Source organism: Oceanibacterium hippocampi, assembly GCF_900172325.1.
Classification (GTDB): Bacteria; Pseudomonadota; Alphaproteobacteria; order Sneathiellales; family Sneathiellaceae; genus Oceanibacterium; species Oceanibacterium hippocampi.
In genome coordinates this window covers 1,790,375-1,806,321 of sequence record NZ_FWFR01000001.1, presented here as the reverse complement: position 1 = coordinate 1,806,321, position 15,947 = coordinate 1,790,375, and the positions used below count along the sequence as shown (strand labels likewise).

The following is a 15,947-nucleotide window of genomic DNA, read 5'->3' as shown; positions in this document are numbered from 1 at the left end:
CGCGCAAACCTAAAGCAGGACGAGCGCCGCGAGGCCGAGGAAGGCGAAGAAGCCGACGATATCGGTGATCGTGGTGACGAAGACGCTGGAGGCGATCGCCGGGTCGATGTTCAGCCGGTCGAGCGCCATCGGCACCAGCATCCCGGAGATCCCCGCGATCACCATGTTGATGATCATCGCCAGCGCGATCACCCCGCCGAGCAGCGGCACGCCGAACCAGGCCCAGGCGACGAGGCCGACAAGCACCGCGAACAGGACGCCGTTGATCAGGCTGATCAGGAATTCCTTGTTGAGCAGGCGAAGCGCGTTGGCGCTGGTCAGGTCGCGGGTCGCGATGGCGCGGACCGTCACGGTGAGCGTCTGGGTGCCGGCATTGCCGCCCATCGAGGCGACGATCGGCATCAGCACGGCGAGCGCGATCACCTGTTCCATGGTCGCGTCGAACAGGCCGATCACGATCGAGGCGAGCACCGCCGTGCCGAGATTGACGAGCAGCCAGGTGAAGCGCGTCCGGGTCGTCGAGAGCACGGTATCGAACAGGTCGTCGTCGGCGACACCGGCCAGCCTGAGGATGTCCTCGCCGGCCTCCTCCTCGATGATCTCGACCACGTCGTCGACGGTGATCACGCCGATCAGCCGCCCGGTCGCGTCGACCACCGGGGCCGAGGTCAGGCGATACTGCTTGAAGATGTAGGCGACCTCTTCCTGGTCCATGTCGACCGGGATGATGCGCGGCTCCGCCTCCATGATCTCGCTGATCCGGACCGGCCGCTTCGAGCGCATCGCCCGGTTCAGCGGCACGCTGCCGATCGGCCGGTGGCGCGGATCGACGACGAAGATCTCGTAGAACTCGTCCGGCAGGTCGTCGGTTTCTCGCAGATAGTCGATCGTCTGGCCGATGGTCCAGAATTCCGGCACCGAGATCAGGTCGCGCTGCATCAGTCGGCCGGCGGTGTCCTCGCCGTAACCGAGACCTTCCTCCAATGCCGCCCGGTCTTCCGGGGTGACCGCCGCCAGCACCTCGCGCTGGTCGGCCTCGTCCATGTCCTCGATCAGATAGACCGCGTCGTCGGTATCGAGTTCGCTGACGACGGCGGCAAGTTCCTCCGGCCGGAGATATTCCAGGACCTCGTCGCGGACGATCTCATCGAGATGGATGAACACCTCGGCGTCCAGGATGCCCCGGGTCGCGGCGATGAAGGTCGCCCGCTCGTCCGAATGCAGCTGCTCGATCAGGTCGGCGATGTCGGCGGAATGGAGTTCCTGGACATAGTCGACGAGGCCGGCCATGTCGTGCCGTTCGAGCAGGTCGGAAACCTCCCGCATCATGCGGTCGAAGGTTTCGCTCTGGTCTTCGGCTTCCGGGCGCACTTCGGCGTCGACGGTCGGCGTCTCGCTCATGGCCAGCGTCCTCAGTCGTCGGGCGGGCACGCGCGGGGGCGCCCCGGTTGTCCAGGATGATGCACTATACGGGCCGCGCACGGCCAGTGCCGGCGAAACCTAGCCGATTTCACCGCATGTTGGAAATGACACTTCCGTATCGGCCGGCAATTTCACGGCCGACTTCGGGACGGCGCGATCCGCCGCCGCCAGCAACCGCCGCCGGCGCCCCCCGGAAGAGGCGGCGCCGGCCTGCGCGGTGTTACTCGGCCGCGCTCGACAGCGGCGCCAGGACGTTGCCCGATGCAACGCGGTCCTGGGCGTCGACCACCGCCACCGCGGTCATGTTGACGAGGCCCCGAACCGTGATCGACGGCGCGACGACATGGGCGGGCTTTGCCATGCCAACCATGATCGGCCCGACCGAGACGCCGTCGCCGAGCGCCTTGACCATGTTGAAGGCGATGTTCGCCGCATCCAGCGTCGGCATGATCAGCACGTTGGCCGCCCCTTCCAGCCGGGAAGCCGGGAAGGCCTGCTCGCGGATCGCCGCGGACAGCGCCGCGTCGGCCTGCATCTCGCCCTCGTACTGGAAATTCGGGCTCAGGCTGTCGAGGATCTCGGTCGCCCGCCGGACCTTGTCGGCCGAGGGCGCCCGCGAAGTGCCGAAGTTGGAGTGCGAGACCAGCGCGACCTTCGGCTCGATCCCGAAGCGGCGCACCGTCTCGGCGGCCAGGATCGCCATCTCGGCCAGTTCTTCCGCCGAGGGGTCGATCGAGACCAGCGTATCGGCGACGAACAGCGCCTTGTTCGGCAGCACCAGCAGCTGCAGGCCGGACAGGTCGCGCACGCCCTCCTCGGCGCCGACGATGTCGCGAACGGTGCGGATATGGCCCGCCGCCTCGCCGGCGAGGCCGCAGATCATCGCGTCCACCAGCCCCATATGCACCATCATCGAGCCGATCACCGTCGTGTCGGTGCGCATCGCCATGCGCGCCTTCGCCGGGCTGACGCCGCGGCGCGCGGCGATCTCGTGATAGGCGGCGGAATATTCGCGGTAGCGCTCGTCATCCTCCGGGTCGACCAGATGCACGTCCTTGCCGAGACGGATGCGGAGCCCCATGCGTTCGATACGGGTCTCCACCACGCGGCGACGGCCGACGATCCAGGGCTCGGCCAGCCCCTCGTCGACGACGATCTGCAGGGCGCGGAGCGTCCGCTCGTCCTCGCCCTCGGCATAGGCGACCCGGGCCGGCTTCTCGCGGGCCCGGTCGAACAGCGGCTTCATGACGAAGCTCGAGCGGTAGACATACTCGGTCAGCTTGCGGCGATAGGCCGCCATGTCCTCGATCGGCCGGGTGGCGACGCCCGAATCCATCGCCGCCTGGGCGACGGCGGACGAAACCTCGGTGATCAGGCGCGGATCGAACGGCTTCGGGATCAGGTATTCCGGCCCGAAGGAGAGCGCCTCGCCGCCATAGGCGCGAGCCACCACGTCGGAGGCCTCGGCCATCGCCAGGTCGGCGATCGCCTTGACGGCGGCGACCTTCATGGCCTCGTTGATGACCGTCGCCCCGGTGTCCAGCGCGCCGCGGAACAGGAAGGGGAAGCAGAGCACGTTGTTGACCTGGTTCGGATAGTCCGACCGGCCGGTGGCGATGATCGCGTCCGGGCGGGCCGCCTTGGCCTCTTCCGGCATGATTTCCGGGGTCGGATTGGCGAGCGCCAGGATGATCGGGTTTTCGGCCATCTTGGCGACCATCTCGCCGGTCAGCGTGCCCGGGCCGGAAACGCCCAGGAAGACGTCGGCACCCTCGATCGCGCCCATCAGGTCGCGCTTGTCGGTCTTGACCGCGAAGCGCCCCTTGTAGGGATCCATCTTCTCGTCGCGACCCTCGTAGACCACGCCCTTGCGGTCGCACATCAGGATGTTCTGGCGGTCGACGCCCATCGAGATCAGCAGGTCGAGGCAGGCCTGCGCCGCCGCGCCGGCACCGGAACAGACGACACGGGCCTTGGCGATGTCCTTCTCGACCAGGCGCAGGGCGTTGTAGACCGCCGCGCCGACGCAGATCGCCGTGCCGTGCTGATCGTCATGGAAGACGGGGATCTTCATCCGCTCGCGGCACAGCTTCTCGACGATGAAGCATTCCGGCGCCTTGATATCCTCGAGATTGACGCCGCCGAAGGTCGGCTCCAGCGCGCAGACGATATCGACCAGCTTGTGCGGATCGGTTTCCGCGACCTCTATGTCGAAGACGTCGATGCCGGCGAATTTCTTGAAGAGCACCGCCTTGCCCTCCATCACCGGCTTCGAGGCGAGCGGCCCGATGTTGCCGAGGCCGAGCACGGCGGTACCGTTCGAGATAACCGCGACCAGGTTGCCGCGCGACGTCATGTTCGCCGCCTCGGACGGATCCTCGGCGATCAGTTCGCAGGCCTTGGCAACGCCCGGCGAATAGGCAAGCGAGAGATCGCGCTGCGTTTCCATCGGCTTGGTCGCCACGATGGCGAGCTTGCCCGGCTGTGGCAGGCGATGATAGCGCAGCGCCATTTCCGTAAGATCGTCAGCCATGATGCCCCCCGTCCCCGTGGTTTCTTGTCACTATGATCAGAAAGTCCTGATTCACAGACTACCGGGCATTGGACGGGGGGGGAAGCGCCGGGGCGGCACAGGCAGGAAAAAAGGGCCGCGGCGGCGGCAGGCATCGAAACCCGCGCCGATATTCCGTCGCCCTTGACGAAATCCCATATTCGGGACAATTTCCCGTTTATGAATGAACCGGACACGCGCGAGACCACCCGACTTGCCGAACGGCTGAAACGGCTTCGGCAGGCCAGGGGCCTTTCCCTGCAGCAGCTCGCCGATCGGAGCGGCGTCAGCCGGGCCTCCCTTTCGCGGATCGAGAATGCCGAGGTGAGCCCGACCGCCGATACGCTTGGCGCCCTGGCCGCGGTCTTCTCGATGACGATCTCGCAGATACTGGAGCCGCTGGAAAAGCGCTTCCAGCCGCTGATCCGCCGTGCGGAGCAGGCGAAATGGGAGGATGGCCGGCACGGTTTCGTCCGGCGGAGCGTCTCGCCCCCGTCCGCAAGCCTCGCCGTCGAACTGATCCGCTGCACCATCGCCGCCAACCAGCGGATCGAATACCGGCTGCCGCCGGTGCCCGGACTGGAACATCACCTCCTGCTCGTGTCCGGCGCGCTGACCGTGACGATAGAGGGCGAGACCCACGAACTGCGGACGGGCGACTGCCTTCGCTATTTGCTGTTCGGCGCCTCCCGCTTCGAGACCGGGGACGAGGTCGCCGAGTATCTCATCGCGCTTCACTAGGGGGGCCAGAATGGACAGCGTGACGGTGTTTCAGGTCGCGGCCGACCGGATCGAGACGCATTTCGACGATCTCGCTGCGATCATCCGGGAAAGCGTCGGCGGTGGCGGCGCCATCGGCTTCCTGCAGCCGTTTACCGCCGACGACGCGGATCGCTTCTGGCGGCGGACGATCCGCCCGGAAATTGCCTCCGGGCAGCGCATCCTGTTCGCGGCGGCGCGGAACGGACCGATCGTCGGCACGGTGCAGCTTGTCGTCGGGATGCCGCCCAACCAGCCCCACCGCTGCGAGATCGCCAAGATGGCGGTGCGTCCGGCGGCGCGGCGACAGGGCATCGCGAGGGCGCTGCTGGCGGCCGCCGAGCGACAGGCGCGGGCGCTGGGCAGGACGCTGGTGACGCTCGATACGCGGACGGGCGACAGCGCCGAGGCGCTTTACGCAAGCATGGGATTCGAGCGGGCCGGCATCATCCCGGACTATGCGCTCGACCCGGATGGCGCCGCCCGTCACGCGACAACCTGCATGTTCAAGCGGCTCTGAGCCGACGGCGGACAGGAAAAAAGGGCCGCGGCGATGCCGGGCCCTTCCGATCCCGTGGCCGCGGCGACATCCGATCGGACGCCGCCCCTGCCACATGTCTCTCAAATCTGGTGCGGTCGAGAAGACTCGAACTTCCACGGGCTCTCGCCCACAGCGACCTCAACGCTGCGCGTCTACCAATTCCGCCACGACCGCGCGGGAGTTGGGGAGATAGCAAATCCTCGACCTGCCCGCAAGCATTCTCGCCGGGCTTTTTTCATCCCTCGGGGCCATTGTTGACATCGACCGTTTCCAGGATCGATACCGCGACGTGATCGTCGACGATGACGATCTCGCCCTTGGCGATGATCCTGTTGTTGGCAAGCACCATTGCCGGGTCCTCGACGAAGGTGTCGAGCTCGATGACCGCGCCCCGCCCCATCTTCAGGAGCTGATGGATCGGCATCGTCGCCTTGCCGAGGACGACCGAGATTTCCACCTCGACATCGTGGATCGCCTTGGAGTTCATTCTCACCAACCACCGTTCATGACTGGCGACGACTATGGCCCAACAGCGTTATCGAAGTGTAAATGCCGCGCCCGGGGCGCTATATCGTCGGTCATGACGATGATCGGGAATGAAGCCGTCGAATGGCGGATCGCCGAGGCCCCCGTCGGCTACGACGCCGCGGTCGCTGCCATGGAGGCCCGGGTCGCCGCCATCCGCGCCGGCACCGCCGGCGAACTGGTCTGGCTGCTGGAACATCCGCCGCTCTATACCGCCGGCACCAGCGCCGACCCGGCGGACCTGCTGCAGCCCGACCGCTTCCCTGTCCACCGCAGCGGCCGCGGCGGCCAGTACACCTACCATGGGCCCGGCCAGCGGGTCGCCTACGTGATGCTGGACCTCGACCGGCGCGGCCGCGACATCCGCCGCTTCGTGCACGACCTGGAAAACTGGGTGATCGCCACCCTGGCGACCTTCAACGTCGTCGGCGAGCGCCGCGAGGGCCGGGTCGGGGTCTGGGTGGCGCGCGACGGCGGGCGCGAGGACAAGATCGCCGCGATCGGCATCCGCGTCCGCCGCTGGGTCTCGTTCCACGGGATCTCGATCAATGTCGAGCCCGAGCTCGACCATTTCAGCGGCATCGTGCCCTGCGGCATCGCCCGCCACGGCGTCACCTCGCTGGTCGATCTCGGCATTCCGGCAGTGATGGGCGACCTCGATGTGGCGCTCCAGGCGAGCTTCGAGGAGATCTTCGGCTCAGTCCGACGGGCGGATCTCGAAACCGCCGTCCGGTAGGCCCTCGTCGTCGACGTCGGCATCAAGCGGCTCGACGGCCTTCACCACGGCCGCCTCCGGCCCTTCCCAGCAGGCTTCGAGCATCTCGTCGACGGCGGGCTCCGGGCCGGCGAACAGCGCCTCCACGGCGCCGTCCCGGCGGTTCCTGACCCAGCCGGCGAGGCGGAGTGCCTGCGCGCGCTCCCGTGTCCAGGCCCGGAACCAGACGCCCTGGACGCGGCCGCGGATGATGACCCGTGCTACTCGAATGTCAGAATCACCTGATCGACGGCCAGCGTGTCGCCGGCCTTGGCCTCGACCGTGCCGACCACGCCGTCGCGCTCGGCCCTGAGAACATTCTCCATCTTCATCGCCTCGACGACGGCCAGCGGCTGGCCTGTCTTGACCTCCTGCCCGACCTCGACGGCGACCGAGACCAGCAGGCCCGGCATCGGGCAGAGCAGGAACTTGGCGGTATCGGCAACCGCCTTCTCCGGCATCAGGCGGGCCAGCGCGGCGACCTTCGGGCGCAGTACCGACAGCGTCACCTGGGCGCCGCCATAGGTCAGCCGGTAGCCCGAGGCTTCCGGATCGACCAGCACGCGGTATTCCCGGCCGTCGATCTCGCCTTCGAACAGCCGCTGCCCCGGACGCCACTCGCTGCGCAGCTCGACGGTATCGTCGCCGAGCCCGACATCGATGCCGCCGACCGCGTCGGCAAGGCGGATCGCGGTCTCGCGTTCCTTGCCCTCCATGACGATCCAGTCGCGTTCGACAAACACCCCGGCGACACCCAGCGGCGACCGCTCGCGCCTGAGGCGGCGGGCATGAACAAGCGCCGCGACCGCGACCAGCGCCTGGTAGTCGTCGTCGGAAAGGGCCGCGCCCTGGAACCCGTCGGGGAACTCCTCGGCGATGAAGTTGGTCGTCAGCCGGCCCTCGCGGAAGCGCGGGTGGGCCATGACCGCGTTCAGGAAATCGACATTGTGCGAGATCCCGCCGATGTCGAAGCCGTCGAGCGCGGCGCGCATCTCGGCGATCGCCCCGTCGCGGTCCGGACCGTAGGTGATCAGCTTGGCGATCATCGGGTCGTAGAACAGGGTGATCTCCGAGCCCTCGGCGACGCCGGTGTCGATCCGCATGGTCGGGCTTTCCGGAAGCGGCCGGAAACGCGACAGCCGGCCGATCGAGGGCAGGAAGCCGCGATAGGGGTCCTCGGCATAGAGCCGGCTCTCGACCGCCCAGCCGCTCAGCTTGATGTCGTCCTGGCTCCACGGCAGCTTCTCGCCGGCGGCGACCCGGATCATCTGCTCGACCAGGTCGATCCCGGTCACCAGTTCGGTCACCGGATGCTCGACCTGGAGCCGGGTGTTCATCTCCAGGAAGTAGAAGTTGCGCTCCTTGTCGACGATGAATTCGACCGTGCCGGCGCTGACGTAATCGACGGCGCGGGACAGCGCCACCGCCTGCTCGCCCATGGCGCGGCGCGTCTCGGCATCGACGAAGGGGCTCGGCGCCTCCTCGATCACCTTCTGGTGGCGGCGCTGGATCGAGCATTCGCGCTCGCCGAGATAAAGGCAGGTGCCGTGCCGGTCGGCGAGCACCTGGATCTCGATATGGCGCGGCTCCTCGATATATTTCTCGATGAAGATGCGGTCGTCGCCGAAGCTTGAGCGGGCCTCGTTCTTGGCCGAGGAAAAGCCTTCGCGGACCTCGTCGTCGTCATAGGCGACGCGCATGCCCTTGCCGCCACCGCCGGCCGAGGCCTTGATCATCACCGGGTAGCCGATGCCCCGGGCGATCTCGATCGCTTCCTTGTCGTCGGCGATCACGCCGATATGGCCCGGCACCGTCGAGACGCCGGCCGCGGCGGCCAGCTTTTTCGATTCGATCTTGTCGCCCATCGCCCCGATCGCCCGGACATCGGGTCCGATGAAGGCGATCCCGGCGGCTTTCAGCGCCTCGGCGAAGCGGCCGTTCTCCGACAGGAATCCGTAACCCGGATGGACCGCCTGGGCGCCGGTCGCCTTGCAGGCCTCGACGATGCGGTCGATCTGCAGGTAGCTCTCGGATGCCGGCGGCGGGCCGATCGGGATCGCCTCGTCGGCAAGCCGCATGTGACGGGCGCCGTCATCGGCCTCGGAATAGACCGCGACGGTCTTGATCCCCATCTTCTGCGCGCTCTTGATGACGCGGCAGGCGATCTCGCCACGATTCGCAATCAGGATTTTCTCGAACATGACTGTTTCCGTTGTCCGTATCGGGCGCGCTGTCAGAGCGGGAGATTGTTGTGCTTCTTCGGCGGGTTGAGGAGCTCCTTGTGCTCCAGCATCCGCAGCGAATTGATGATCCGCCAGCGCGTGTTGTGCGGCTGGATCACGTCATCGATGAAGCCCCGATGGCCGGCGATGAAGGGATTGGCGAAGCGCTGGCGATAGGTTTCCGCGCGTTCGTCCATCTTCTCCTGGTCGCCGATATCGGCCCGGAAGATGATCTCCACCGCCCCTTTCGGACCCATCACCGCGATCTCGGCGGTCGGCCAGGCGTAGTTCACGTCGCCGCGCAGATGCTTCGACGACATGACGTCGTAGGCGCCGCCATAGGCCTTGCGGGTGATCACGGTGACCTTCGGCACCGTCGCCTCGCCGTAGGCGAAGAGCAGCTTCGCGCCATGCTTGATGATGCCGCCATATTCCTGCGCGGTGCCCGGCAGGAAGCCAGGCACGTCGACGAACGTCACGATCGGGATGTTGAAGCAGTCGCAGAAGCGCACGAAGCGCGCGGCCTTACGCGAGGAATCGATGTCGAGGCAGCCGGCCAGCACCATCGGCTGGTTGGCGACGATGCCGACCGTACGGCCGTCCATGCGGCCGAAGCCGACGATGATGTTGCGGGCGAAGTCCGGCTGGATCTCGAAGAAATCGCCCTCGTCGACCACCTTGGTGATCAGCTCCATCATGTCGTAGGGCTTGTTCGGATTGGCCGGGATCAGGGAATCGAGGGCCAGTTCCTGGCGGTGCGGATCGTCGTAGGCGACCCGTTTCGGCGCCGGCTCGCGGTTCGAGGCCGGCAGGAAGTCGTAGAGCCGGCGGACCTGGGTCAGCGTCTCGACATCGTTCTCGAAGGCATTGTCGGCGACTGAGGATTTCGAGGTATGGGTCCGGGCGCCACCCAGTTCCTCCGCCGTCACGGTCTCGTTGGTGACGGTCTTCACCACGTCCGGCCCGGTCACGAACATGTAGGACGTGTCCTTGACCATGAAGATGAAGTCGGTCATCGCCGGCGAATAGACCGCGCCGCCGGCGCAGGGTCCCATGATCACCGAGATCTGCGGGACCACGCCCGAGGCAAGGATGTTGCGCTGGAACACGTCCGCGTAGCCGGCGAGGCTGTCGATCCCCTCCTGGATGCGGGCGCCGCCGGAATCGTTGAGACCGATGACCGGCGCGCCGACCTGCACCGCCTTGTCCATGATCTTGCAGATCTTCTGGGCATGGCTGGACGAGAGCGAACCGCCGAAGACAGTGAAATCCTGGCTGAAGACGAAGACCTTGCGGCCGTTGATCGTGCCGTGGCCGGTGACCACGCCATCGCCGGGAATGGTCTGGTCGCCCATCCCGAAATCGGTGCAGCGATGCTCGACGAACATGTCCCATTCTTCAAAGGAACCTTCGTCGAGCAGGACCTCGATGCGTTCGCGGGCGCTCAGCTTGCCGCGTTTGTGCTGGGCCTCGATCCGTTTATCGCCGCCGCCCAGCCGGGCCCGCGCCCGTCGCGCATCCAGTTCGCCGAGAATGTCCTGCATTCCGCCCCTTTCGCCCCCTTGGCCAGTCGTAATGTTACAAATCGAAGCGGCCTCCAATTAGCACCAATTGCGGCCGCTGACCAGTAAGCGGCGCGGCGTTGTGCCATGGGGCGCCACACACCGGCCGGCGTGGTCAGGAATCGAGCAGGTCGAGGAAACGGGCGCAATCGGCAAGCGTTTCGCGCCGCGCGCCGCGCCGCGCCATCGCCTCGGCATCCTCGCCCCACAGGCCAATCTGGTAGCTTTCCTCGATCTCGCCGAGTTCGAAAGTCTGCTCCGCGTCTATTTCCCGGGCCGCGAGCGCCAGCGCCAGGACTAGCGAGCCGGTGATCGTCGTGACGTTGTGTAGGGCGCTGATCCGCATCGGGTCGAAGGCGTCGACGATACGCTCGAAAGCGGCCCGCGCCGCGGTCTCCTGCGGCACATGGACAAGCGCGCTCGTCACCCGCAGGCCGATGTCGTAGCGGCGCCGGAGCCAGGCGAGCAGCGGGTCCCAGGCCTCGGCCTGCTTCGCGACCAGCTCGACCGGGCTCTCGACCCGGTAGCAGAGCAGATCGTTCTCGCCATAGGCGGCCATTTCGGCCAGCACGCGGCGCCGTTCATCGACCACCCGGTCGAGCGCCGTGGCGGCCAGCCGCATCATCGGCATGCTGTGCGGATCGATGCGGTCCTGCTGCCCGGCCCATTCGGATGCCACCGCCTCGGCAAGGGCACGGGTCGGCAGGATGAGCGGCCGCCGCGCCGGCGTCCGCAACGGCCGCCCGTCGAGCGCCACGCCGTGTCCGTCGGCGCCCTCCTCTGCCGTCGCCTCGACCACCGCGACCTCACGATAGAAGCGCTTTGCCGCCGCCGCGCTCATGCCGCGACCTCGCGCCCGGCGAGCCAGGGCATCAGCTCGTCGAAATGGCCGAGCACGTCGCTGGCGCCGGTCTGGCGCAGCGCCTCGACCGGATGATAGCCCCAGGCGACCCCGAGCGGGTGGGCGCCGGCGGCAACCGCCATCGCCATGTCGAAACTGGTATCGCCGATCATCAGGGTCTCTGCCGCCTCGGCGCCGGCCTCCTGCATCGCCTGGCGAAGCATCGCGGGATGCGGCTTGCTGGGTGCGTTGTCGGCGGTCTGCAGGGTCACGAAGGCCCTCGCCAGCCCGTGCTGGTCAAGCACCGCCTTCAGACCGCGCATCGACTTGCCGGTCGCCACGCCGAGCAGGTAGCCCGCCTCCTCCAGTGCCTCGATCGCCTCGCGCGCACCGGGATAGAGCGCCTCGCCATGGCTGCCGGTCTCGCGCGAGCGACGGAACGCCGCCTTGTAGCCGGCGACCACCGCGCCCTGCTCGGCCAGGCTGAGCGACGGCGCGAGTTCCGCCACCGCGTGGTCGAGCGACAGCCCGACGATGCCGCGGATCGCCGCGGCGTCCGGCGCGCCCTTGCCGATATCGTTGAAGGCCAGCGTCATGCAGGCAACGATGCCGTGCTGGCTGTCGACCAGGGTGCCGTCACAATCGAAGACGACGAAGCGGATCGGCCCGTTCAAAACTCTTCCTCCTCGGCGAAGGGGTCATCGTATTCCTGCTCGCTCCAGCCGAAAAAGGCGAAGCTCTGCACCAGATGCGTCGGCAACGGCGCCTCCACCTCCAGCAGGCCGCCGTCCGGGTGCGGGATCGAGATCGCCCGCGCGTGGAGATGCAGCTTCTTGCTGACGCCGCCCGACAGGTAGGCCTCCGGCCCGCCGTACTTGCCGTCGCCAACGATCGGCGTGCCGATCGCCGCGCTGTGGACGCGGAGCTGGTGCGTGCGTCCGGTGAGCGGCCGCATGGCGAGCCACGCCGCCTTGTTCGACGCCGCGTCGACGACGGCGAAATCGGTGATCGCCCGCTGGCCCTCCTCGCGGTCGACCTCGACCTTCTCCGACCGGCCGGCGAGATGCTTCGAGAGCGGCAGGTCGATCCGCCCCTGGCGCGGCTTCGGCACGCCGACGACCAGCGCCCAGTAGGTCTTGATCGCGTCCTTCGACTTGAAGGCGGCGGCCAGGACCTGCGCCGCCTTGCGGTCGCGGGCGAGCAGCAGGACGCCGGAGGTGTCCTTGTCGAGCCGGTGGACAAGGCGCGGCCGCTCGTGCGCCTCGAACATGAGCGCATCGAGCATCCCGTCGAGATGGCGGTCGAGGCCGCTGCCGCCCTGGACCGGCAGCCCGGGCGGCTTGTTGAGGACGATCACCCGGTCGTCGAAATGCAGGATCGCGTCGCGCAGCATAGCCGCGTCCTCGGGCGAGGTCCGCATCGGCGCGCGCGCGCCGGCCTCGCTGCGGACGGTCTTTTCCAGCACCTCGTCGGGAAGCGGCGGCACCCGCACCGTCTGTCCGGCAGCGAGCCTGTCGCCCGGCTTGGCCCTCCGTCCGTCAATCCGGACCTCGCCCTTGCGGATGAGCTTGGCCAGCCGGCTGTGGGTCAGCCCGGGAAAGCGGACGCTGAACCAGCGGTCGAGGCGCAGTTCGGCCTCGTCGGGCTGCACGAGAAGGGTTTGTACACGCATCAGGAAAGCACCTGTCGCATCAGCCAGAGGGCGGCGAAGAGACCGCCGACGCAGCCGATCAGGGAAAGCAGGATATAGCCGGCCGCCGGCAGATGGTCACCGCGCTCGATCATCACCGCGACGTCGAGCGAGAAGGTCGAGAAGGTGGTGAAGGCGCCGAGCAGGCCAACGGTGAGAAAAAGCCGCAGTTCCGGAGACGGCGACCAGCGAAGCGCCATCGCCTCGACCAGCACGCCCATGACGAAGGAGCCGGCGATATTGACCACCAGCGTGCCGAGCGGAAAGGCCGGCCCGGCCAGGCGCAGGATCTGGCCGGCCAGCAGGTAACGGGCAGAGGCGCCCAGCGCCCCGCCGAGCGCCACGAACAGCAGCATCTTCATTCTTCGTCGCCCCGCCGTTCCCTGAGCTTCGCCCAGTAATCCAGCCGCTTGCGGACCTCGCGCTCGAAGCCGCGCTCGACCGGTTGATAGTAGGCCTCGCGCGCCATGTCTTCCGGGAAATAGTTCTGCCCCGAGAAGCCGTCCGGCTGATCGTGGTCGTAGGCGTAGTCCTTGCCGTAGCCGAGTTCGCTCATCAGCTTCGTCGGCGCGTTCAGGATATGCTTGGGCGGCATCAGCGAGCCATGCTCGCGCGCGCTTTTCATGGCCCGCTTGTAGGCGCCGTAGACGGCATTCGATTTCGGCGCCGTGGCCAGGTAGACGACGCATTGCGCGATCGCCAGTTCGCCTTCCGGCGAGCCCAGGAATTCATAGGCATCGCGCGCCGCGATCGCCTGCGTCAGCGCCTGCGGATCGGCGAGCCCGATATCCTCGACGGCGAAACGGACCAGGCGGCGGACGATGTAGCGCGGCCCCTCGCCGCCATCGAGCATCCGGCCGAACCAGTAGAGCGCCGCGTCGACGTCCGAGCCCCGGAGCGACTTGTGCAGGGCGCTGATCAGGTTGTAGTGGCCTTCCTGCGACTTGTCGTAGAGCGGTGCCCGCTTCTGCAGCAGCCGCGACAGGCCGGCGTTGTCGAGCGGGGCGTCGCCGGAGGCGAAGACATCCTCGGCCAGGTTGAGCGCGTAGCGTCCGTCACCGTCCGCCATCGCGCGCAGGGTGATCCGCGCGCCCGGGTCGAGCGGCAGGGACCGCCCGGTCACTTCCTCCGCCCGGGTCAGCAGTTCCTCGATCGCCTCGTCCGACAGGCGGTTGAGGACCAGCACCTGGGCGCGCGACAGCAGCGCGGCATTGAGCTCGAAGGACGGGTTCTCGGTCGTCGCGCCGACCAGCGTGACCGTGCCGTCCTCGACATAGGGCAGGAAACCGTCCTGCTGGGCACGGTTGAAGCGGTGTATCTCGTCGACGAACAGGAGCGTGCGGAGCCCGTCGGCGCGGCGCTTGCGGGCCGCCTCGAAAACCTTGCGCAGGTCGGCGACACCGGAGAAGACCGCCGAGATCTGCTCGAAATGCAGTCCGACCGCGTTGGCCAGCAGGCGCGCCGTGGTCGTCTTGCCTGTGCCCGGCGGCCCCCAGAGGATCAGCGACGATAGCCGCCCGGCCGCGAGCATCCGCCCGAGCGGCCCGTCGGGCCCGAGCAGGTGATCCTGGCCGACCACCGCCTCGAGCCGGCCCGGGCGCAGCCGATCGGCGAGCGGCCGCCGCTCGTCCGGGGCTTCGCTGGCGGCGAACAGGTCGCTCACGCCGGTATCACCAGCTTCAGCGTCTTGCCGCGCCGGGCGAGCTCGATCGTCCAGCCGTCGGTGGCCTCGGCGAGCGCCTTGCCGAGCGTCTCGACGCTGTCGATGGTGACGTCGTTGACCCGGAGCAGGATGTCGCCGGGACGGATCCGCACCCGACGGGCGATGCTCTGCGGCTCGACGGCGACGACGATCACGCCCGACAGCATCGGCGAGACATTGATCTCGGCCGCGAAGGCCGGTGACAGGTTGGCGACGCTGGCGCCCTGCAGCGGATGCCGCCCGGTCAGTTCGGTCAGGTCGCGGGGCGGCAGCTCGGGCGCCGCCTCGAGCGGCATAGTGAGCGTGATCCGGCGCCCCTGACGCAGCACCTCGAGCGTCGAGGTCTCGCCGACCTGGTGGGTCGCGATCCGGAAGCGGAGCGCATTCTGGTCGCCGACCGGATGGCCGTCGATGCCGACGATCACGTCGCCGACCCTCAGGCCTGCCTTGGCCGCCGGCCCCTTCGGATGGATCGCGTTGACGAGCACCCCGCCCGGCCGGTCGAGGCCGAGGCCCGCGGCCAGGTCGGCGGTCACCGGCTGCCCGGCGGCGCCAAGCCAGGGCCGGATGATCTTGCCGCCCTGCAACGCACTGATGACGATCGACTGCACCAGGTCGGATGGGATCGCGAAACCGATGCCGACGCTGCCCCCCGAACGCGAGAAGATCGCCGTGTTGATACCGGCAAGCTTGCCGTCCATGGTGACCAGCGCGCCGCCGGAATTGCCCGGATTGATGGCGGCGTCGGTCTGGATGAAATTGCGATAGTCCGACGGCCCGATGCTCGAGCGGTCGAGCGCGGAAATGATGCCGCTCGTCACGGTCTGCCCGACCCCGAACGGATTGCCGATCGCCAGAACCAGGTCGCCCACTTCCAAGTCATCCGATTCGCCGAGGGTGAGCGCCGGCAGCTCCTCGCCGCCGGTGTCGATCCGGAGCACCGCGAGGTCGGTCTTCTCGTCGGCAACCAGCACCGTCGCCGGGAACTCGCGCCTGTCGGACAGCACGACATTGATCTGGTCGGCGCCATCGATGACATGGTTGTTGGTGACGATGATGCCCTCGGGACGCACGACGACGCCCGAGCCAAGCGCGTTCTGGGTTTCCTTCCGCTCGCGCCCGCCCGGCACCATGTTGCCGAAGAAGCGCCGGAAGAACGGATCCTCGAACAGCGGCGAAACCTTCCGCGTCTGCACCCGGCGGGTGTAGATATTGACCACCGCGGGCGCGACCTCGGCAACCAGCGGCGCGAAGGAAAGCTGGATCTGCTCACGCGTCTCCGGCACCGCCCGGTCCTCCGAGGCGGCGAGGACATTGCCGCTGGCCAGCATGGCCAGGAGCGCAAGCATGAGAGCGTGACGCGGCATTGTTCGGTTCC

The 15,947-nt window shown here is 67.7% G+C and carries 15 protein-coding genes and 1 tRNA gene; 3 read left to right on the top strand and 13 right to left on the bottom strand.

Going from position 1 to position 15,947, the window contains the following annotated elements; all coding sequences use genetic code 11:
• Positions 1-9: 9 nt before the first annotated feature.
• Both mgtE and OCH7691_RS08560 read right to left on the bottom strand, forming a co-directional pair.
• On the bottom strand, positions 10-1,401 hold the full coding sequence (gene mgtE / locus OCH7691_RS08565) for a magnesium transporter (protein WP_085882931.1): 1,392 nt from the start codon (positions 1,399-1,401) through the stop codon (positions 10-12).
• A gap of 241 nt (positions 1,402-1,642) precedes the next feature.
• A complete protein-coding gene (locus OCH7691_RS08560; RefSeq protein ID WP_085882930.1) occupies positions 1,643-3,955 on the bottom strand; it encodes an NADP-dependent malic enzyme in 2,313 nt (770 codons plus the stop codon).
• A 198-nt stretch (positions 3,956-4,153) separates the two neighbouring features.
• On the opposite strand from OCH7691_RS08560, the gene OCH7691_RS08555 reads away from it, so the two are divergent.
• Together OCH7691_RS08555 and OCH7691_RS08550 are read left to right on the top strand one after the other, a co-directional pair.
• Positions 4,154-4,714, top strand: a complete 561-nt coding sequence (locus tag OCH7691_RS08555) for a helix-turn-helix domain-containing protein (protein WP_085882928.1) — start codon at positions 4,154-4,156, stop codon at positions 4,712-4,714.
• Positions 4,715-4,724: 10 nt separating this feature from the next.
• The gene (locus OCH7691_RS08550) at positions 4,725-5,252 is read left to right on the top strand and encodes a GNAT family N-acetyltransferase (RefSeq protein ID WP_085882927.1); all 528 of its coding nucleotides are present in this window, start codon (positions 4,725-4,727) and stop codon (positions 5,250-5,252) included.
• A gap of 108 nt (positions 5,253-5,360) precedes the next feature.
• Here OCH7691_RS08550 and OCH7691_RS08545 read toward each other — a convergent pair.
• Positions 5,361-5,447, bottom strand: a tRNA-Leu gene (locus OCH7691_RS08545).
• Between the two features lie 61 nt (positions 5,448-5,508).
• Positions 5,509-5,760, bottom strand: coding sequence for a FliM/FliN family flagellar motor switch protein (locus OCH7691_RS08540; protein ID WP_085882925.1), 252 nt, complete (start codon positions 5,758-5,760; stop codon positions 5,509-5,511).
• Between the two features lie 99 nt (positions 5,761-5,859).
• Between OCH7691_RS08540 and lipB the strand changes: the two genes are divergently transcribed.
• A complete protein-coding gene (gene lipB / locus OCH7691_RS08535) occupies positions 5,860-6,534 on the top strand; it encodes a lipoyl(octanoyl) transferase LipB (protein WP_085883571.1) in 675 nt (224 codons plus the stop codon).
• On the opposite strand, the gene OCH7691_RS08530 is transcribed toward lipB, so the two are convergent.
• From OCH7691_RS08530 to OCH7691_RS08490, 9 genes are all read right to left on the bottom strand, one after another.
• A complete protein-coding gene (locus OCH7691_RS08530; protein WP_245826527.1) occupies positions 6,496-6,762 on the bottom strand; it encodes an acylphosphatase in 267 nt (88 codons plus the stop codon). The genes lipB and OCH7691_RS08530 overlap by 39 nt on opposite strands.
• An 11-nt stretch (positions 6,763-6,773) precedes the next feature.
• Complete coding sequence (locus OCH7691_RS08525; RefSeq protein ID WP_085882923.1) at positions 6,774-8,753, bottom strand: acetyl-CoA carboxylase biotin carboxylase subunit; 1,980 nt, start codon at positions 8,751-8,753, stop codon at positions 6,774-6,776.
• Between the two features lie 32 nt (positions 8,754-8,785).
• On the bottom strand, positions 8,786-10,318 hold the full coding sequence (locus OCH7691_RS08520) for an acyl-CoA carboxylase subunit beta (RefSeq protein ID WP_085882922.1): 1,533 nt from the start codon (positions 10,316-10,318) through the stop codon (positions 8,786-8,788).
• 133 nt (positions 10,319-10,451) lie between these two features.
• Complete coding sequence (locus tag OCH7691_RS08515) at positions 10,452-11,177, bottom strand: ATP12 family chaperone protein (RefSeq protein WP_085882920.1); 726 nt, start codon at positions 11,175-11,177, stop codon at positions 10,452-10,454.
• A complete protein-coding gene (locus OCH7691_RS08510) occupies positions 11,174-11,851 on the bottom strand; it encodes an HAD-IA family hydrolase (RefSeq protein WP_085882918.1) in 678 nt (225 codons plus the stop codon). Before OCH7691_RS08510 ends, OCH7691_RS08515 begins: the two co-directional genes overlap by 4 nt.
• Positions 11,848-12,849, bottom strand: coding sequence for an RluA family pseudouridine synthase (locus OCH7691_RS08505; RefSeq protein ID WP_085882916.1), 1,002 nt, complete (start codon positions 12,847-12,849; stop codon positions 11,848-11,850). The genes OCH7691_RS08510 and OCH7691_RS08505 overlap by 4 nt, the downstream gene beginning before the upstream one ends.
• Positions 12,849-13,229 (bottom strand): fluoride efflux transporter CrcB, encoded by a 381-nt coding sequence (gene crcB / locus OCH7691_RS08500; protein WP_085882915.1) that lies wholly within the window; start codon positions 13,227-13,229, stop codon positions 12,849-12,851. Before crcB ends, OCH7691_RS08505 begins: the two co-directional genes overlap by 1 nt.
• The gene (locus tag OCH7691_RS08495; protein ID WP_085882914.1) at positions 13,226-14,530 is read right to left on the bottom strand and encodes a replication-associated recombination protein A; all 1,305 of its coding nucleotides are present in this window, start codon (positions 14,528-14,530) and stop codon (positions 13,226-13,228) included. The genes crcB and OCH7691_RS08495 overlap by 4 nt, the downstream gene beginning before the upstream one ends.
• Positions 14,527-15,936 carry a DegQ family serine endoprotease gene (locus OCH7691_RS08490; RefSeq protein WP_085882913.1) on the bottom strand — a complete coding sequence of 470 codons (1,410 nt, stop codon included), beginning with the start codon at positions 15,934-15,936 and terminating at the stop codon, positions 14,527-14,529. Before OCH7691_RS08490 ends, OCH7691_RS08495 begins: the two co-directional genes overlap by 4 nt.
• Between the last annotated feature and the right edge of the window lie 11 nt (positions 15,937-15,947).